The sequence below is a fragment of the Terasakiella pusilla DSM 6293 genome (genome assembly GCF_000688235.1).
In the GTDB taxonomy this organism is placed as follows: Bacteria; Pseudomonadota; Alphaproteobacteria; order Rhodospirillales; family Terasakiellaceae; genus Terasakiella; species Terasakiella pusilla.
Genome location: NZ_JHYO01000013.1, coordinates 17,588 through 38,124 on the forward strand (window position 1 = coordinate 17,588; position 20,537 = coordinate 38,124).

General features: G+C 51.9%; 12 protein-coding genes. 8 read left to right on the top strand and 4 right to left on the bottom strand.

From position 1 onward, the window contains the following. The first annotated feature begins 5 nt into the window (after positions 1 to 5). From fumC to Q397_RS0110250, 3 genes are all read left to right on the top strand, one after another. On the top strand, positions 6 to 1,424 hold the full coding sequence (gene fumC / locus Q397_RS21975) for a class II fumarate hydratase (RefSeq protein ID WP_051609908.1): 1,419 nt from the start codon (positions 6 to 8) through the stop codon (positions 1,422 to 1,424). Then, complete coding sequence (acnA, locus tag Q397_RS0110245) at positions 1,421 to 4,078, top strand: aconitate hydratase AcnA (protein WP_028879344.1); 2,658 nt, start codon at positions 1,421 to 1,423, stop codon at positions 4,076 to 4,078. Before fumC ends, acnA begins: the two co-directional genes overlap by 4 nt. Before the next feature lie 256 nt (positions 4,079 to 4,334). Further along, positions 4,335 to 7,430 carry a tandem-95 repeat protein gene (locus Q397_RS0110250; protein ID WP_028879345.1) on the top strand — a complete coding sequence of 1,032 codons (3,096 nt, stop codon included), beginning with the start codon at positions 4,335 to 4,337 and terminating at the stop codon, positions 7,428 to 7,430. Between the two features lie 56 nt (positions 7,431 to 7,486). On the opposite strand, the gene Q397_RS0110255 is transcribed toward Q397_RS0110250, so the two are convergent. Next, positions 7,487 to 7,966 (bottom strand): Lrp/AsnC family transcriptional regulator, encoded by a 480-nt coding sequence (locus Q397_RS0110255; protein WP_028879346.1) that lies wholly within the window; start codon positions 7,964 to 7,966, stop codon positions 7,487 to 7,489. A 118-nt stretch (positions 7,967 to 8,084) separates the two neighbouring features. Here Q397_RS0110255 and putA point away from each other — a divergent pair, with 118 nt between their 5' ends. After that, the gene (gene putA / locus Q397_RS0110260) at positions 8,085 to 11,576 is read left to right on the top strand and encodes a bifunctional proline dehydrogenase/L-glutamate gamma-semialdehyde dehydrogenase PutA (protein ID WP_028879347.1); all 3,492 of its coding nucleotides are present in this window, start codon (positions 8,085 to 8,087) and stop codon (positions 11,574 to 11,576) included. Positions 11,577 to 11,653: 77 nt separating this feature from the next. Here the strand turns inward: putA and Q397_RS0110265 are convergent, their stop codons facing one another. Next, the gene (locus Q397_RS0110265; protein ID WP_028879348.1) at positions 11,654 to 12,532 is read right to left on the bottom strand and encodes a LysR substrate-binding domain-containing protein; all 879 of its coding nucleotides are present in this window, start codon (positions 12,530 to 12,532) and stop codon (positions 11,654 to 11,656) included. A gap of 119 nt (positions 12,533 to 12,651) precedes the next feature. On the opposite strand from Q397_RS0110265, the gene Q397_RS0110270 reads away from it, so the two are divergent. From Q397_RS0110270 to putP, 3 genes are all read left to right on the top strand, one after another. Next, positions 12,652 to 13,830: an acyl-CoA dehydrogenase gene (locus Q397_RS0110270; protein ID WP_038013464.1), complete on the top strand. Its 1,179-nt coding sequence runs from the start codon at positions 12,652 to 12,654 to the stop codon at positions 13,828 to 13,830. Between the two features lie 12 nt (positions 13,831 to 13,842). Then, a complete protein-coding gene (locus tag Q397_RS0110275; RefSeq protein ID WP_028879350.1) occupies positions 13,843 to 15,072 on the top strand; it encodes a CaiB/BaiF CoA transferase family protein in 1,230 nt (409 codons plus the stop codon). 360 nt (positions 15,073 to 15,432) lie between these two features. After that, positions 15,433 to 16,899 (top strand): sodium/proline symporter PutP, encoded by a 1,467-nt coding sequence (putP, locus tag Q397_RS0110280; protein ID WP_028879351.1) that lies wholly within the window; start codon positions 15,433 to 15,435, stop codon positions 16,897 to 16,899. An 80-nt stretch (positions 16,900 to 16,979) separates the two neighbouring features. Here the strand turns inward: putP and Q397_RS0110285 are convergent, their stop codons facing one another. Together Q397_RS0110285 and gabT are read right to left on the bottom strand one after the other, a co-directional pair. Then, entirely contained in the window at positions 16,980 to 18,434 is a 1,455-nt protein-coding gene (locus tag Q397_RS0110285; RefSeq protein WP_028879352.1) for an NAD-dependent succinate-semialdehyde dehydrogenase, read from the bottom strand. Positions 18,435 to 18,445: 11 nt separating this feature from the next. After that, positions 18,446 to 19,735: a 4-aminobutyrate--2-oxoglutarate transaminase gene (gene gabT / locus Q397_RS0110290; protein WP_038013466.1), complete on the bottom strand. Its 1,290-nt coding sequence runs from the start codon at positions 19,733 to 19,735 to the stop codon at positions 18,446 to 18,448. A 243-nt stretch (positions 19,736 to 19,978) separates the two neighbouring features. Between gabT and Q397_RS0110295 the strand changes: the two genes are divergently transcribed. After that, positions 19,979 to 20,530 (top strand): cupin domain-containing protein, encoded by a 552-nt coding sequence (locus tag Q397_RS0110295; RefSeq protein ID WP_028879354.1) that lies wholly within the window; start codon positions 19,979 to 19,981, stop codon positions 20,528 to 20,530. Positions 20,531 to 20,537: the final 7 nt, after the last annotated feature.

Sequence of the window (20,537 nt, forward strand, 5' to 3'; positions counted from 1 at the left end):
CCAAAATGGAAATGCGCAACGAAAAAGATGTCTTGGGCGAGGTCGCCGTCCCCGCAGACCGGCTTTGGGGCGCACAAACCCAGCGCTGCTTAAATAACTTTGACATCGGCACGGATACCCTGCCTTTTTCCGTGATCAGAGCCTTGGCGATCATCAAAAAATCAGCCGCTTGGGCCAATCACAAACTGGGCCAGCTGGATCAGACCACCGCTGAAGCCATTTCCAAAGCCGCACAAGAAGTGATTGACGGCAAACACAATCGCGAATTTCCCTTGCCACCTTGGCAGACCGGCTCCGGCACCCAAGCGAACATGAACGCGAACGAAGTCATCGCCAACCTTGCCAACCGCAGTCTTGGTTTTGAAATCGGTAAAAAACATCCGGTTCACCCCAACGACCATGTGAACCTGTCGCAATCCTCCAACGACACGTTTCCCAGCGCCATGCATATTGCCTATGCCATGGACGTTTGTGACAAGCTGATCCCCGCCCTTGATCACACCATTGCCTGCCTGCGCCAAAAGCAAACAGCCTATCAGGATGTGATCAAACTGGGTCGCACCCATTTTCAGGACGCAACCCCCATGCTTGCCGGACAGGAACTGGGCGCCTGGGCCAGTCAGTTGGAAGCCGTTAAAAAACGCATCCTTCGCGGCCTTGATGATGTCTTTGAACTGGCCCAAGGCGGCACAGCCATCGGCACCGGCCTCAACACCCCCGATGGATTTGACGAAGCCGTCTGCACTGAAATTGCCGAACTGACCCGCCTGCCCTTTAAGCCTGTAGCCGACAAGTTTTCAGGTCTTGCTGCCCACGATGTGCTGGTTGGAGCCTCAGGCGACCTCAACCAATTAGCGGTCGCCTTGCTTAAAATTTCCAACGACATCAAGACGCTGTGTTCCGGCCCGCGCGCCGGATTGGCAGAACTGATTATTCCGGCAAACGAGCCCGGTTCCTCCATCATGCCCGGCAAGGTCAACCCCACGCAGGCAGAAGCCATCGCCATGATCGCCTGTCAGGTCATGGGCAACCATCACACCGTCAGCATTGCCGGATCGCAAGGTCAGTTGCAGCTCAACGTCTTTAAGCCGGTGATTATCTTTAACCTGATTAAAAGCGTTGAAATCGTCAGCGACGGCCTCATGTGCTTTACAGACCATCTTTTGTCCGGCCTTGACTATGACAAAGACCATTTGCTTGAGGTACAGGACCGTTCCTTGATGCTGGTCACTGCCCTTGCCCCGATCATTGGTTATGATAAATGTGCCGAGATTGCCCGCAAGGCCCACAGTGAAAACACAACGCTAAAACAAGCGGCCCTCAGCCTCGGTTATATCAGCGAGCAAGACTTTGACGCCCATGTGCGCGCTGATCAAATGCTTCACCCTTTCCCGACAACCAACACAGATGCAGGTTCTTCATGACACAGTCACAAAATTCATTTAACGCCTTGCAAACCCTAACCCATGACGGGACGGAGTATCAGTACTACTCCCTGCCCGATGCACAAAAGAAGCTCGGCGATCTTTCCAAACTCCCCTTCTCTTTAAAAGTTGTTCTGGAAAACCTGCTCCGTTCCGAAGACGGCACATCCGTTACAAAAGAAGATATCGCCGAAATCGTAAAATGGCTGGTCACCGCCTCCAGTGATCACGAGATCGCCTTTCGCCCGGCCCGTGTGCTCATGCAGGATTTTACCGGTGTGCCTGCCGTGGTTGACCTTGCCGCCATGCGCGACAGTATGGTCAATCTGGGTGGTGATCCCAACAAGATTAACCCCCTAACGCCTGTCGATCTGGTGATCGACCATTCCGTCATGGTTGATTTTTTCGGCACGGACGATGCCTTTGAAAAAAATATGGAGATCGAGTTTAAACGAAATAAGGAACGCTATGAGTTCCTGCGTTGGGGGCAACAGGCCTTCAACAACTTCCGTGTTGTCCCGCCGGGCACAGGCATTTGTCATCAGGTCAATCTGGAACATCTCGCCCCCGTCATCTTTAACAATGCCGACACCAGCAAAAAGGCCTTGCTACATCCTGACACCTGCGTCGGCACAGACAGTCACACCACCATGATCAATGGCCTTGGCGTTCTGGGCTGGGGCGTCGGCGGTATCGAGGCCGAAGCCGTGATGCTGGGCCGTCCCGTCTCCATGATGATCCCGGAAGTTGTCGGCTATAAGCTGACGGGTAAACTAAAAGAAGGCGTGACCGCAACCGACCTTGTGCTGACCATCGTTGAAAACCTACGAAAACTGGGTGTTGTCGGCAAGTTCGTTGAATTTTTCGGCCCTGCTTTGCACGAACTATCTTTGCCCAACCGCGCCACCATCGCCAACATGGCCCCGGAATTTGGCGCGACCTGCGGCATCTTCCCCATCGATAAAGAAACCGTGCGTTACCTGAACTTCACCAACCGCGATGGCGCCTTGGTCGAAGCCTACGCCCGTGAAAATATGATGTGGTACGATGAACAATCAGCAGATCCGACCTTCAGCCATGTGATCGAGTTGGACCTGTCCAGCGTGGTGCCCAGCGTTGCCGGCCCCAAACGCCCACAGGATCGTATTTCGTTAAGCGAAGCCAAGCCTGCTATTGCGAATTTGCTGGCAGAAAATAACCTGCCTGAACGCGAAGCCAGCGTGGAAGGCCATGACTATACCCTCTCTGATGGCGATATTGTCATTGCCGCCATTACATCCTGTACCAATACCTCCAACCCGGATGTGCTGATCGGGGCGGGTCTGCTTGCCAAACGTGCCCTTGAAAAAGGCCTGACCACCAAGCCATGGGTGAAAACCTCCCTCGCCCCCGGCTCTCAAGTCGTGTCCAACTATCTGGAAAAAAGCGGCCTGCAGGATGATCTGGACGCCTTGGGCTTTAGCATCGTTGGCTTTGGCTGCACCACCTGTATCGGCAACTCCGGCCCGCTGCCGCCCCACATTGCCAAAACGGTGGAAGATAACGACATGCTGGTCGCGTCCGTCCTCTCCGGCAACCGGAACTTTGAAGGGCGCATCTCTCAGCAGGTCAAAGCAAACTTCCTTGCCTCCCCGCCATTGGTCGTCGCCTATGCCTTGGCCGGCACCATGAAGATTGATCTGGTAAACGATCCGCTGGGCAATGATAAAGACGGTCATCCGGTCTATCTAAAGGATATCTGGCCCAGCAATCAGGAGATTGCCGAGATTGTCGGCAAAACCCTGAGCGCAGGCATGTATGAAGAACGTTACGCCGATGTCTTTAGCGGCCCGCAAGCCTGGAAAGACCTGAACAGTCCCGAAGGCTCCCTCTATGAATGGAACGAAAGCTCCCTTTATGTGCGCAATCCCCCCTTCTTTGACGGGCTGACACCAACGCTTACCCCGTCACAAGATATTTTAGGCGCACGTATCCTTGGGATATTTGGCGACAGTGTCACAACGGACCATATTTCCCCCGCCGGCGCGATCAAGGAAGACTCGCCCGCAGGCAAATACCTGAAGGAACATGGCGTCAACCGTGCCGACTTCAACAGTTACGGCGCACGACGCGGCAACCATGAAGTCATGATGCGCGGCACCTTTGCCAATATCCGTATTCGCAACAAGATGGTGCCGGGCAGCGAAGGCGGGATCAGCGTTCACTACCCTTCCGAAGATGTGGACAGCATCTATGACACCGCCATGCGCTACAAACAGGCAGACGTCCCTCTGGTTGTCTTTGCCGGTAAAGAATATGGCACAGGATCATCACGCGACTGGGCAGCCAAAGGGACCAGCCTTTTAGGGGTCAAAGCCGTCATTGCAGAAAGTTTCGAGCGGATCCACCGGACCAACCTTGTCTGTATGGGTGTCTTACCTCTTGAGCTGATGGACGGTCAAACCGTTGAAGGGCTGACCTTAAACGGTAATGAAGTCATTACGATTACAGGAATTAAGGACAGCACCAAACCACGAACGATCTATGAGTTGTGTATCGAGGAAAATAAAACGCTCAAAGCCCGTCTAAACGTACGCTCCCGTATCGATACAGTGGATGAGATGGACTATTTCGATCACGGCGGCATCCTGAATTTTGTCCTGCGCAGCTTCTAAACGATACTACCTTACCTAGATTCGGTGCCAGCACGTCTGGCACCGCTTCTTTTTGTCACTGTTTTCAATCGTAAAAAATCATATGTGCGACATTAAAAAACCTTTAATTGATATACTCCCGTATAATTCCATAAAAGACTTGCCAACCCTTCGTCCGATCTGGCAGGGTGGTTAGTGCTTACAGTTCGCAAAAAGAACGAAGCAAAGCACAAAGCCTTGAGGGATAAAAAGGGGTGCTTACAATTGAGACATACTTATGCTGACTAATCATACAGACCAAAACGGTTTCGCAGACAATGCCAATTACATTGACCTGCGCACATCAACGCAAACAGACGTTGACCTTCCAGATATCTACTGGCTCACTTCCGCAGATTTTGACCGTCAAGGTCCCGATCTGGTCATTACAGGACCGGACGGACAGGAAATTGTGCTGGTTGGCTATTTTAATATGTCTCCCCTCCCGTCCCTGACTGGGTCAGGCGATATGACCATCCCGGCTAATGTCATCAACGTGATGGCAGGTCAGCGCGCACCACAACAAACCGCGCAAACAGGCGAGTTACAACTGGGTGAACCTATCGGCCAGATTGAAACCGCAGAGGGCAGCGTCTTTGCCGTGCGCGTAGACGGCACACGCGTAGAACTGAAACAAGGCGACCCGATCTATCAGGGCGACACGCTGGAAACGGGCGAAGATGGTGTTGTCGGCATCACCTTTGCTGACGACAGCACCTTATCCCTTGCGGAAAATGGACGCATGGTCATTGACGAGATGGTCTATGACCCGGGCGCACAGGACGGTTCTGCCTCCCTGTTCGTGCTGCAAGGCGCGATGAGCTTTGTTTCCGGTCAATTGGCGAAAGTAAACCCCGATGCCATGACCATTGAAACACCGGTTGCGACCATCGGTATCCGTGGGACATCTGCTCTCATTGAAACACAACCCCCGACCACCCCAGGCGGCACAGGCCAAACCAACGTTGGTATCTTGCCCGAAAACGGTCCGGGTGGAACGCCATTTGTCGGCGAGATTGCAATCATCACCCCCGGCGGCACCCAAATCCTGAGCGGTAGCTTCCAATATAGCCAAGTGACAGACCCGAATACGGGTCCGTCACCTGTTGCCTATGTCACACTGGCAGATGTGGGACGAATCTTCGGGAATTCGATCCTGAATAACCCGAACCAGAACGCCATGCCAGACAAACTGGTTGATGTAACCCGTAAAGTCGTTCAGCAAATTCAGGCCGAACGTAAGGAAGAAGAGGCCCAAGCGAAAGTCGATGACGCGCGCAATCGTGCGGACAGCCTGCGCGCGCAATCCGAGCAAGCGCAATCGGCGGAAGAAAAAGCCGCCCTTGAACAGCAAGCCCAGCAAGCTGAGCAAGAAGCTCAAGAGGCAGAGCAAGAACTGCAGGACGCCCAAGCCCAACAGGATCAAGCCGAACAGGAAGCCAAAGACGCCATCGTTGATTACGCCAACGAGGTTGGGAACGATGAAATCATTGGCGACAATAATAACCAAAATAACCAAAACGACCCACAAAACCAGAATACCGGTAACGGAAATGTTCCAAACCCTGAAACGCCCCCAACCAATAACGGCAGAGACATTACGGACGATATCGTTAATATCATCAAGGACGTAATCGCTATCGGTAATAAAGGGAATCAAGAGCCCACCGGAAACGGTGAAGATAACGGTGATGGTGAAGTCGACGATTCTGTCATCGACGAACCAGAACTCCCGAAGGAATTGACTGCAAACCCCTTTACCGTCAACGGGAATGAAGATGATCAATATATCACTTTTTCTCCTAGTGACATCGTCGCCATGGTCAAAAATTCATCAGATCCTATGACTGGTGATGATCTCGTGAGCATCGATGGCGTTGCGGTAACACCCGAAGTAAGTTGGGGAGAAACGCTCGCCATGGCAAATGGCTCCCTTTATTTTGATGGCTATTCCTTCACCTACACGCCAAATGCAGACTGGAACGGGGTTGAGAGTTTCAGCTACACCGTAGAAGACGGCGGCAAACAAATTTCAAGTACGGTCAATATCGATGTCGCACCGGTCGATGACCCGATCACAAACTCCGGTTCGGTTGAAATGACCACCATCGCTGAAGACACCAGCCTGACCTTCACCAAAGCACAGCTGGTTTCTAACGTCACCAACGTGGACAACGACACGCTGACACTCAGCAATGTCACCACATCCAATGGCACCCTTGTTGACAATGGCGACGGCACCTGGACCTACACCCCGCCAGCCAACTGGCATGGGTCTGTTTCTGTTAGCTATGACATCAGCGACGGGACAACCACATTAACCGCTCAAGGCGCCTTTTTTGAAGTCACCAATGTCAACGATGACCCCACACTTGATAACCCTACGCTTGGCAACGCTGAATATTGTGTTGCCACGGATACGCCTGTAAACCCTTTCAACCTGCTAACGATCACAGATATCGACGCGCCTGCTGACGATATTGTTTCGGCAACGATTTCAATTAGCGGCTTCGAAGCAGGGGACGTTCTCAGCATTACCAGTGCTGGACAGGTCTCAGGGAGTTATGATCCCATGACAGGGATCATGACCTTGTCAGGCACCGATATGACGACCACCTATGAAACCATTCTGCGTTCTCTCACTTTCGAAAACACAGGGGCGTCAACAGGGTCCAGAACGATCGTCATTGAAATTACCGATGAACATGGGGCGACAGCGACGATCAGCCGCTCAGTCGATCTCGTCAACACAGACCCGCTGGTCATTGACCTGAACGGCGATGGCGTTGGCCTTGTGGATGCAGATAACGGTGTGCAGTTTGACACCGACAATGATGGTGAACTGGAACAAACCGGCTGGGCCGATAGTAATGACGGCCTGTTGACCATTGACGTCAATGGCGATGGCATCATCAATGATATGTCCGAAGTGGTCTCAGCTCACCTTGACCATCCTGATCTGGCAGACTCAGACATGCCGCAATCCTCCCTTGAGGTGCTGGCGCTGTTTGATGACAATTATGATGGGGTCATTGATTCCCAAGACAGCATCTTTGATCAACTCTCCATCTGGCAGGACGCCAACCAGAACGGCATCACCGATGAAGGAGAATTGCTTGGCTTGGCCGAACGCGGGATCACCTCCATCCAACTGGATTACGACAGCACCAGAGAAGACGTCAACGGCAACACCGTCCTAAAAGGCGGGACAGTTACCTTTGAAGATGGCAGCCAGTCTGACTGGAATGAGGTCGCTTTCGACACCAAATCGCAAGACGGCTACACCACCACAGACACACCGGACGACACGCCGGATGTCTACGCGGCGGAATAGTCCAAAAAACGCTCCACAAAAAAACGCCTGAGGGATCATCCTTCAGGCGTTTTTTATTACAAAGCTTCGGAGAAACTATCCTTGATCGCTTCCATTGCCACATAGGTCGAGGTACTTGCCACATAAGGCAGTGTAGAAATGCATTCCCCCATCACCTGCCGATAAGACTGGATATCCGTGGTCCTGACCTTAATCAGATAGTCAAATGAGCCTGCGATCATATGGCACATTTCCACTTCGGGGATTTTCACCACAGCGTCGTTAAATTCCTTCAGGCCTTTTTCCGTCGTGTTGGACAGAGTGACAGTGGCAAAGGCGATATGTTCCAGTCCCAGCTTTTTGGGATTCAGGATCGCTTGAAAACCGAGGATATATTCTTCCTCGATCAACCGTTTAAGCCGGACCTGACACGGGCTTTTGGATAAGCCGACCCGATTAGCCAATTCAGTAACCGTCAAGCGCCCTTCTCTGGAGAGAATAGATAGGATTTTTGCATCGAACTGGTCCAAATCACTTTGTTTCAAAGATTTAACCATACAACGTCCCTTTGAATGACATTTTTAAAGTCAATAAAACTTGAATTATTAAATAATAAAGCAAATCTACCTGTGACTCAATGGTAGAATGGGCGAAACACATTTGAAAGGGACGGATATGGAAAGCATCTCCACAATCAGAAAAGAAATTCGTGCTGCGCATTTGATCGATGAACAGGTTCTGCTGAAACAGCTGGCCGCCAAAGCCCGCATCCAGCCGGAGGTTCGACAACGGATCACCGAACGGGCCGTTAAGTTGATCGAAGAAATCCGTAGCGACGATAAACCTGCATTGTTGGAAGTCTTTCTTGCGGAATACGGTCTGTCCACAGATGAAGGCGTTGCTCTGATGTGTCTGGCAGAAGCCCTGATGCGCGTGCCCGATGCGGAAACCATGGACGAACTGATCGAAGATAAGATCGCGCCGTCTTCCTGGTCTGATCACCGTGGCCATTCCACATCCCTGCTCGTCAACGCCTCCACATGGGGGTTAATGCTGACAGGTAAAGTGCTGGATGCTGATAAAAGCGAAGGTATCGTCAACGTCCTCCACAATCTGGTCAAACGACTGGGCGAACCGGTCATCCGTACCGCCGTCAAACGCGCCATGAAAGAACTGGGCGGTCAGTTTGTGCTGGGGGAAACCATTCAGGACGCGATCAAGCGCGGGGCGGAAAAAGCCAAAGCGGGCTACACCTTCTCCTACGATATGCTTGGAGAAGCTGCCCTCACACAAAAAGATGCCAACAAGTTCTTTGCCGCTTACAAAAACTCCATCGAAGTGCTGGCCGAACAGTGCAAATCCGATAGCGTTGCGGAAAACCCCGGCATTTCCATCAAACTCTCTGCGCTCCACCCACGCTATGAAGTCGGGCAAAAAGACCGCGTGATGAAAGAGCTGGTGGACAGCACATTGGCGCTGACGCTGTTGGCCAAAAACGCCAATATGGGCCTGAACATCGATGCGGAAGAAGCCGACCGCCTTGATCTCTCCCTCGATGTGATCGAAGCCGTCTTAAGCGATGATCGCCTTGCGGGCTGGGACGGCTTTGGCATCGTGGTGCAAGCTTACGGCAAACGCGCAAGCTTCGTCATCGACTGGCTCTATGCCATCGCCGAAAAATATGACCGCAAAATCATGGTCCGTCTGGTCAAAGGCGCCTATTGGGATACAGAGATCAAACGCGCCCAAACCGAAGGTCTGTCCGACTTCCCCGTCTACACCAAGAAAAACGCGACCGATTGTTCTTATATTTACTGTGCAGAAAAGCTACTGGAGAAAAACGACCGGATCTATCCGCAGTTCGCCACCCACAACGCCAACAGCGTTGCCATGATCCTTGAGATCGCACAGAAAGACGCGCGCTTTGAATTCCAACGTCTGCACGGCATGGGCGAAGCCCTGCACCGTCTGACCAAACAGCGCGAAAACGTGCGCTGTCGTATCTACGCCCCCGTTGGTCCACACCGCGACCTGCTCGCCTATCTGGTGCGCCGCTTGCTGGAAAACGGCGCGAACTCTTCTTTCGTGAACCAGATTGTCGACACATCGGTTCCCGCACGCGACATTGCGGTCGATCCCATTGCCATCATCGATGGGGAATATAAAGCAGACAAAGCCCAGATCACCCGCCCGAAAAACCTGTTCGGCACGGAACGTTCCAACTCCAAAGGTTGGGACTTGCACAACGACGATGACCTTGAGGCTATCGAAGCGGCGCGCAGCCCATTTAAAACCCATCAGTGGAATGTGGTGTCCCAAACCGTATCTGCCCCGACAGGGACAGAAACCGTACGCGTCTTAAACCCGGCTGACCACACTGACCTTGTCGGGATCGTCAGCGAAGCCAATGACGCAGATGTGGACGCCGCCATTGCCAACGCAACCGACTGGTCCCAAGCCAGTGCTGACGAACGCGCCCGTATCCTGAACAAAGCGGCTGACCTTTATGAAGAAAACTTCGGGGAACTGTTTGCCATCCTGACCCGTGAAGCAGGTAAAATCTCCGCCGACTGTATCGGGGAATTGCGCGAAGCTGTGGACTTCCTGCGCTATTATGCCGCACGTGGCCAAGAGCTGGAAAGCCGTCAGGCCCGTGGCATCTTCACCTGTATTTCGCCTTGGAACTTCCCGCTGGCGATCTTTACCGGACAAATTGCCGCTGCCCTCGCCGCAGGGAACGGCGTGCTGGCAAAACCTGCCGAAGCCACTTCCATCACGGCAACGCTGGCAACCCAATTGCTGCACAAAGCCGGTGTGCCTGCCTCCGCCCTGCAATTGCTGCATGGGAAAGGCTCCGTTGTTGGCGCGAAACTGTCGGCGAACCCGCGCATCAATGGCGTATGTTTTACAGGCTCCACCCTGACCGCCCAGCGTATCCACGCAGGCATGGCAGACCACGCCCACCCGAACGCACCACTGATTGCCGAAACAGGCGGCCTGAACGCCATGATCGTCGATTCGACAGCCCTGCCGGAACAAGCAGTCAAAGATATTATCGCGTCTTCCTTCCAATCTGCGGGGCAACGTTGCTCTGCCCTTCGCGTGTTGTACCTGCAACAAGATATCGCCGAAACCTTTATGGAAATGCTCTATGGTGCGATGGACGAACTGATTCTGGATAACCCGTGGGATCTCGCAACCGATATTGGTCCGGTCATTGATATCAACGCCAAAACAAAGATCGACGGCTATATCGAAAAGGCCCGCACAGAAGGACGCCTGCTGAAACAACTCTCACGCCCGAACGAAGGCACCTTTATTGCCCCAACGGTCTTGAAAGTATCCAGTATCCTTGATCTGGAAGAAGAGATCTTCGGCCCCGTTCTGCATGTGGCAACCTACCGTGCCAGAGATTTGGACAAGATTGTCAACGACATCAATTCCTGCGGCTTTGGCCTGACCTTTGGCCTACACACCCGCATTGATGATCGCGTTCAAACCATCACCTCCAAGCTGAAAGTGGGCAACATGTACGTCAATCGCAACCAGATCGGTGCGATTGTCGGCTCCCAACCGTTCGGCGGCGAAGGTCTGTCCGGTACGGGTCCAAAAGCCGGTGGCCCCAACTATGTGCGTCGTTTCACTCAAGATGAAGAAGTGAAACTGGCCGCAGAAAAAGGCACCTCAATTGACGGTGCGGCGGCACAAAAAGCGATCGACGCTTTGCCCGCAGCGTCAGCCGAAAAGCTGTCCTCTGTCACCCTGCCCGGACCAACCGGGGAAAGCAACGTCCTGTCCTTCTTCCCCCGCGGTGTGGTTCTCTGTCTTGGCCCAACCCTTGAGGCTGCGCAACAACAGGCCGACATCGCCCAAGCCCAAGGCTGTTCAACCTTGGTGATCGCGCCAGATGCATCGGGGGATTACACCCTCAATGGTGTACTAAATCGCGAGGCCTTAAAAACCCTAACCGGCTTCCAAGCTGTCGCTTGTTGGGGTGACGACGATGACTTACGCGCAATTCGTAAAGCCCTTGCGGCCCGCGACGGCGCGATCCTGCCCCTGATCACAGAAAAAGATATGGCTGCACGTTGTCATCTGGAACGTCACGTCTGTATCGACACCACAGCCGCAGGCGGTAACGCAGCATTGCTTGCTACGTCTTCCTAAGCTTTACACTTTCTTTCCTGTCATACTTACACAGGTACCCTTTGTTTTACAGAGGGTGCCTTTTTTCTGTCCCAGTGCTAAAACTGCTCAATCCAATGGCTAAAGGCTTTCACCTTTTCAAGCGCCTGTTTGCGCGGTGTGGTCACGAGATAATACCCCCGCTTACTGCGCACAGCTTCCCCAAAAGGCGAGATCAAGGCACCCGACTTCAACTCATCTTCAATAAACATTTCCGGGATGATGGCGATTCCCAACCCGGACAAGGCCGCGCGCGTCATCATGGAAAAGTTCTCAAAATTCGGCCCGCTGATCTTCCCCGTATATTCCACGCCTTGGGCGCGCAACCATTCCGGCCACGCATAGCGCCGGGTCTGCAAGTTCAACAGCGGATAATCCAGGACAGTTTCTGCCCCCACAGATTCACGCCCCTCAATCAGGGACGGAATGCAGGCGGCGACCACCGTTTCATCTACCAGCTTTTTAGTCACCACATCGGGCCAGTCGCCTTGACCATGTTGAATCGCAACGTCAATGTCCTGCGCCTTAAAATCAAACGGCCCCAGACCTGTCACCATGTTAAACTGAATATCCGGATGCTTGCGGGTAAAATCATGCAGCTTCGGGATCAGCCAACGCGACCCGATCGCGGGGAATGTCCCCACATTCAAACGCGCGTCATCCTGATCCTTGGTAATCAGTTTTAAAGTCTCATTTTCCAGACCACTTAGATGATCCGATACCACGCGGGCATAACTTTCCCCCTCCACAGTCAACACGAGTCGCTTCTTTACCCGTTCAAACAAATCGGTTTTGACAAATTCTTCCAGATTTCGCACCTGACGACTGACTGCACTTTGGGTTAAATTCAATTCTTCTGCCGCGCGCGTAAAGTTTAAGTGGCGTGCGGACGCATCAAAACACAATAAGGAGGTGAAAGTAGGTAGGTGCCGTCTCATAAAAACCCCACTTCATTCAAAAAATGAATGAATTAATGAAAAATCATCGCTTTAAATCCGTTTTATCATCATTTAAATGAATGATTAAGGATTAATATCTGTATATCTAAGGAAAAATCATGGCTGCTAAAGTTGCTTTTAAATGGGAAGACCCGTTTCTTTTTGACGATCAATTGACTGAAGACGAGCGTATGGTCCGCGAGAGTGCCTATGCATTCTGTCAGGACAAACTGATGCCGCGTATTCTGGACGCCAACCGTAACGAAGTTTTTGATCGTGAAATCATGAACGAATTCGGTGAGCTGGGTCTGCTGGGTTGTACAATCCCGGAAGAGTATGGCTGTGCAGGCATGAGCAACGTTTCTTACGGCCTGATCGGTCGTGAAGTTGAGCGCGTCGATTCTGGCTACCGTTCTGCCATGAGTGTTCAATCTTCTTTGGTTATGCACCCGATCTACGCTTACGGTAACGAAGAGCAACGCAAAAAATACCTGCCGAAACTGGCAACAGGCGAAATGGTCGGTTGTTTCGGTTTGACAGAGCCGGATCACGGTTCTGACCCGGGCAGCATGAAAACACGCGCTGAAAAAGTTGACGGCGGCTACCTGCTGACAGGTAACAAAATGTGGATCACCAACTCCCCGATCGCTGACATTGCGGTTGTTTGGGGCAAGCTGGACGGCGTGATCCGCGGCTTCATCGTTGAGCGCGGCACAGAAGGTTTCTCCACACCGAAGATCGAAGGCAAAATGAGCCTGCGCGCTTCCATCACAGGTGAAATCGTTCTGGATAAAGCTTTTGTTCCAGAAGAAAACCTGCTGCCAAACGTTCAAGGTCTTGCTGGCCCGTTCGGTTGCTTGAACAAAGCCCGTTACGGTATTGCATGGGGTGCTTTGGGTGCGGCTGAATATTGCTGGCACGCAGCACGTCAGTACGGTCTGGACCGCAAACAGTTCAACCGTCCGCTGGCACAAAACCAACTGTACCAAAACAAACTTGCGACCATGCAAGTTGAAATCACCCTTGGCCTGCAAGCGGCCCTGCGTGTTGGTCGTTTGATGGACGAAGATAACTGCGCTGTTGAAAACATCTCTATCATCAAGAGCAACAACGTAAACAAATCTCTGGAAATCGCCCGTATGGCCCGTGACATGCACGGCGGCAACGGCATCTCCGACGAATTCCACGTGATCCGTCATATGGTCAACCTTGAAACTGTGAACACATACGAAGGTACGTATGACATTCACCGTCTGATCCTGGGCCGTGCCCAAACTGGCCTGCAGGCATTCTTTTAAGGTGAAATGATCATGTCAGGCGCCCTTTCACATATTCGCGTTCTGGATCTATCGCGCATTCTGGCTGGCCCTTGGGCCAGTCAGACGCTCGGCGATCTCGGCGCAGAAATCATCAAGATCGAACGACCCAAAGCTGGTGACGACACCCGTCACTGGGGCCCTCCCTACGTGAAGGACCAAAACGGTCAGGACACGGATGATGCGGCCTATTTCATGTGTGCCAACCGCAATAAGCAGTCGGTTGCCATTGATATGGCCAGTGAAAAGGGTCAAGCCCTGATCAAAGAACTGGTCAAGGAATGTGATGTCGTTATTGAAAACTTCAAAGTCGGCGGCCTTAAAAAATACGGCCTTGATTACGACAGCTTGAAGGCGATCAAATCCGACATCGTTTACTGCTCGATCACCGGCTTTGGACAAACAGGTCCTTATGCCAATCGCGCAGGCTATGATTTTCTAATTCAGGGTATGTCTGGTCTCATGAGTGTGACCGGTCACCCTGGCGATGGGCCTGAGGCTGGTCCGGTAAAGGTCGGCGTGGCTTTGTCCGACGTCCTGACCGGACTGTACGCTGTCATTGGTGTGCAAGCCGCGCTTGCACACCGTGATCGCACCGGTGAAGGCCAACACATCGACATTTCCCTTCTGGACGTTCAGGTCGCAACCCTTGCCAACCAGGCACTGAACTATCTTGCCAGCCAGAAGGTGCCGCAACGTCTGGGGAATTCCCACCCCAACATCGTCCCTTATCAGGCCTTTGCCACCAGCGATGGTCACATGATCCTTGCGGTCGGGAACGATGGACAGTTTGCGAAATTCTGTCAGGTTGCAGGTCTCGATGGACTTGCAGATGACGCCCGCTTCACCACCAATACCGCACGGGTTGAAAACCGCGAGGCATTGGTGCCGATTTTACAAGACGCCATCAAAGCCAAATCCCTTGATTGGTGGATTCAAAATCTCGAAGCTGCTCACGTGCCATGCGGTCCGATCAACACAATTGATCGTGTGTTTGAAGACCCGCAGGTCTTGGACCGTGGCATGAAAATGGAACTGGATCACCCCAAGGCGGGCCGCGTCCCTAGCGTAGGTTCCCCCTTGAAACTGTCCGGCACGCCCGTTGCCTACGAATCGGCCCCACCGGTTCTGGCGCAACACACTCAAAATGTCCTGCGTGACATCTTGAACCTATCGGATAGTGATCTGGAAGCATTGGATGCTGAAGGCATTATCCAAATCTGATTGAACGTTTTTACTAACTCTCGACCCAATCTCCCTAGAGAGTTTACTTGCCTGCCGCCTCCCCTAGGGCGGCAGGCTTTTTCTTTGCCCGATCCCCTGCCATATTTAAAAACATCAATGCTGCATTGCAGAGATAGAATAGCTAAAACAACATTCTCCCGTTAAGTCTGAAAATTAAAGGTCATTTGACTTTCGATTTTCGAAAATAAGAAGCTTTACCCTAGGCCAGTTCGCTACCCTAGGCACAGACGCGACCTCTTCACGTCCAAAGCACATGACGTGCCCGGCTTCTTAAACAACATACGCGCAGCTTAATAAGCGCGAAGACGGGTCAATTTATCATAAAGGTATTCTCATCTAATGATTACGACGACTTTTATTGTCTACCTGGTTCTAATGTTAGGGATTGGCTTATACGCCTACAAACGTACTCAGGATTTATCCGATTATATTCTTGGCGGCCGTCACCTCGGCCCCCTTCCCAGCGCTTTGAGCGCCGGTGCCTCAGATATGAGTGGCTGGTTGCTGATGGGCCTGCCGGGCTATGCAATGGCTGCCGGTTACGGCGCTTTCTGGCTGGCCGGTGGTCTGCTGGTCGGCACATGGCTGAACTGGCTGTTGGTTGCCCAACGCCTGCGGGTTTACTCTTACCGCGCAGATAACTCTTTGACACTGCCGGCTTTCTTTGAAAACCGTTTTGAAGACAAAAGCCACGCGCTGCGCGTGATCTCTGCGATCTTTGTTTTGATCTTCTTCCTGTTCTACACCAGCTCCGGTCTTGTTGCGGGTGGTAAACTGTTTGAAACCGTCTTTGGTTTTGATTACGAAATCGCCGTCATCGTTGGCGCGGTTGCCGTTATCTCCTACACCATGTTCGGTGGCTTCCTTGCCGTATCCTGGACAGACGTTGTACAAGGCCTGCTGATGGTTGGCGCGCTCGTTCTGGTTCCATTGATGGCAATGGGGGAAATCGGTGGCCTTGGCGGTACATTGTCTGCCATTGAAGCGAAAAACCCTGAACTGTTAAACCTGTTTACCGATGCAGATGGTAAAACCATCACACTGATCGGCACTTTGTCGCTGGTCGGCTGGGGTCTGGGTTACTTTGGTCAGCCGCACATTCTCGCGCGTTTCAAAGGCATTGAGAGTAAAGACGCTGTCCCCTCTGCACGTCGCATTGCGGTGTTGTGGACAGGTGTATCCATGCTGGGTGCCTTGTTCATCGGCCTGAGCGCCATCGGCTACCTGCCGGAAGGTCTGGGCGATAATGAAACCGTCTTTATCGTGATGGTGGACGCCTTGTTCCATCCGGTCATCGCCGGTATCCTGCTTGCAGCGATTTTGGCGGCGATCATGAGTACAGCGGATTCTCAGTTGTTGGTGTCGTCTTCTGCCCTTGCTGAAGATTTCTACAAAGCCCTGTTCAACAAAGAAGCCTCACAGGAAAAGCTGGTCAACGTCGGTCGCTTGGCTGTGGTCGGGATTGCGGTCATCGCCACCATCCTTGCCATGGACAAAGATTCCAAGGTACTGAGCCTTGTGTCCTACGCGTGGGCAGGCTTCGGTGCTGCCTTCGGCCCAGCGCTCGTCCTGTCGCTTTATTGGAAGAATATGAATAAAGCGGGTGCGCTTGCCGGTATCATCGTCGGTGGCGTCACCGTTGTGGTCTGGAAACAACTGTCCGGTGGCTGGTTCGATCTCTATGAGATCATTCCGGGGATCATCTTCTCCACCATCGCGATCGTTGTCGCTTCCAAAGTCACAGCTGCCCCGTCTGACAGCATTCAAAAACTGTTCGACGATGTCGAAGCTGAAGTCAAAAGCTAAACCAGCTTGTCGACTGACACAAAAAAAGGAGGGATGCCAACCAGCATCCCTCCTTTTTTATTGTGATATTTTCTGGCGGCTTAAATTTCAGCCAGAAGAACGTATTTCAGTTCAAGGTAATCATCCAACCCGTAGACGGAGCCTTCACGGCCCAGACCGGATTGCTTGATGCCCCCAAATGGCGCAGCTTCGTTAGACAGAATGCCTGTGTTGACGCCCACCATACCGTATTCCAGTTCCTCAGCAACACGGAAGATGTTGCTCATGTCTTTGGAATAGAAGTAAGACGCCAAACCAAACTCTGTATCATTGGCTTGCGCAATCACGTCTTCTGCATCTTCAAACTTAAACAAAGGTGCAATCGGACCGAATGTTTCTTCGCGAGAAACCTTCATGTCCTTTGTGACGTTTTTGATGATGGTCGGTTCAAAGAAGCTATGACCCAAGGCGTGACGTTTACCGCCACACAAGATCTCGCCACCTTTTTCAACAGCGTCTTTCAAATGGTCTTCCACTTTGGCAACCGCTTTATCGTCGATCAGCGGACCTTGGGACACACCATCTTCAAAGCCGTTACCGACTTTCAGTTCTTTGACCTTTGCCGCCAGTTTGTCGGCAAATTCGTCATAGACACCCGCTTGAACGTAGATGCGGTTGGCACAGACACAAGTCTGACCCGCGTTACGGTATTTGGAGATCATCGCCCCTTCAACCGCTGCATCCAGATCCGCATCATCAAAGACGATAAACGGTGCGTTGCCGCCCAGTTCCAGACCCATTTTCTTGATGGACTGTGCAGACTGGCTCATCAACAGGCGACCGACGCCTGTGGACCCTGTAAAGGTGACTTTGCGGATGATATCATTGGACGTCATTTCCCCGCCGATTTCAACCGGATTCCCCGTGATGCAGTTGATCAGACCCGCCGGAATGCCCGCTTCTTCAGCCAAGACACACAAAGCCAATGCTGAAAGCGGTGTTTGTTCTGCCGGTTTCATGACAGATGAACAACCAACAGCCAAAGCTGGTGCAATTTTGCGTGTGATCATAGCGTTCGGGAAGTTCCACGGCGTGATGGAGGCGATAACCCCGATCGGCTGCTTCATCACCAGTACACGTTTATCATCACTTGGCGCAGGAATAGTGGAGCCATAGACGCGCTTGGCTTCTTCAGCATACCATTCGATATAGCTTGCGCCATAAGCGACTTCGCCACGGGCTTCCGCCAACGGTTTGCCCATCTCAGCCGTGATGATACGGGCGAGATCTTCCTGATTTTCCATAATCAGATTGTACCATTTACGCAAAATGTTACAGCGTTCCTTTGCAGGACGTTTCTTCCATGACTTTTGTGCCACTTCAGCCGCTGCGATCGCGCGTTTGGTTTCCGCTGTGCCCATCAAAGGCACGGTTGCGATGACCTCACCAGTTGCAGGGTTGTTGACTTCCAGCGTTTCACCGCTGTCTGCATCAACCCATTCACCGTTGATATAGGCCTGTTCTTTCAACAGGTTTGTGTTTGAAAGATTAAACATCTAAACTCCTTTTACTCGGCTGCTTGTGCAGTGGAAGCTGCATTCTTGATCGCAGCAGAAATTATCTCAAGCGCTTCGTCAAAGACACTATCTTCAATTGTCAGCGGCGGCAAGAAGCGGATGCAGTTTCCGTAAACTCCACAAGAAATTAGAATCAATCCATTTTCTTTCGCGGAAGAAATAACCGCCGGAACCATGTCCGCGCGCGGCTTACCATTTTCCATAAACTCGACCGCAACCATCAGACCTTGACCACGAACGTCTGCGATTTGTGGCACGTCTGCTTTCAGGCCATTCAGCATGTCTTTTAACTTCACGCCAAGCGCTGTTGTACGCTCATGGAAACCATCTTCGGCCATGATCTCACAAACAGCGTTAGCAGCCGCAACAGCAATTGCGTTACCGGCATAGGTGCCACCCAGACCGCCTGGGTTCGGTGCATCCATGATCTCGGCTTTACCAATGACCGCAGAGATCGGCAGACCGCCGCCCAAGCCTTTGGCGGAAGTTGTCAGGTCAGGCTCGACGCCATAATGTTCCATCGCAAACATTTTACCTGTACGACCAAAACCGGACTGAACTTCATCGGCAATCATGACAATACCATGTTCGTCACAAAGGGCGCGGATCCGCTCAACAAACTCTTTCGGAGCGACATAAAAGCCGCCTTCCCCTTGTGTCGGCTCAAAGATAATGGCCGCAACACGGTTTGGTGCGATATCGGATTTAAACAACTTTTCAAGCCCCGCCATTGCATCATCCACCGTGACGCCGTGTACTTCATTAGGGAAAGGGAAGTGATAGACTTCGTTCATCATCGTGCCGAACTCGGCTTTGTAAGGAACAACTTTACCTGTCAGGCTCATGCCCATGAACGTGCGACCGTGGAAGGCCCCGCCGCACGCAATAACACCCGTGCGCCCTGTGTGCGCCCGTGCAATCTTGATCGCGTTCTCAACAGCTTCTGCACCTGTTGTGACAAATGCGGTTTTCTTTTTGCTGGTGCCGGGGACAGCTGCGTTCAGTTTTTCTGCCAATTCCACATAGTTTTCATACGGTGTGACTTGGTGGCAGGTGTGGAAGAAAGACGCAACCTGCTTCTCAACAGCCGCAACCACTTTCGGGTGACGGTGACCGGTGTTACAGACCCCGATACCGGCGGCAAAATCGATAAAGCGACGTCCTTCAACGTCCCAGATTTCTGCGCCTTCAGCACGTTCTGCAAAAAAGTCTGTCAAAAAACCCACACCGCGGGAAATTGCATCGACACGACGATCAAAAAGAGCCTTGTTAGTAGCCATTATATGCCTCTTATCACATTGAAAAAGTTATAAGGGGGAGCCACATCATCGCGTAAACTCCCTGAACGTAAATCACCATATGCGTTTAACTTTACAAGACATAAACGGCCTTTATTGGTGAAATATTAAACAAGATACTATCATGTTTAATTTTTTAAACAATATCGTTTATTTTATTTTTTTGCGCTTTATAATCAAAGTCCTGCCACATTTCGAAAAGAGTACGAAACCAAAGGTTAAACGATGGAAGACTTCAATGTAGGCGCACGCCTGAAACAAGTCCGCAAGGAGCATAACTTATCCCAGCGGGAACTTGCCAGACGGGCTGGCGTTACAAACGGGACAATCTCGTTAATTGAGAAAAACCAGAATAGTCCGTCCATCGCCATGCTGCGCAAAATCCTTGAAGGGGTGCCCATGGACCTGTCCTCGTTCTTTTCCTCTATCGAACATGAAAAAGATAAAGTCTTTTTCACCCATGAGGAACTGACAGAACTCAGCAACGATTCTCGTCTCTCTTTCCTGCAAGTCGGTGATGCGAAACATCACAATCTGCAAATCCTCAAAGAGACCTATAAGCCCGGTGCTGATACCGGCAAAGTGATGTTGCGTCACCTCTCCACAGAAGGCGGTGTCGTCATCAAAGGCTGTATTGAACTGACCGTTGGTGATCACACCCAGATTTTAAAAGAAGGGGAATGTTACCTGTTTGACAGTACCATCCCCCACCGTTTCAGAAATACAAGCGACGAAAATTGCGAAATGATCAGCGCTTGCACCCCTCCTTATGTCTAACCAGCCC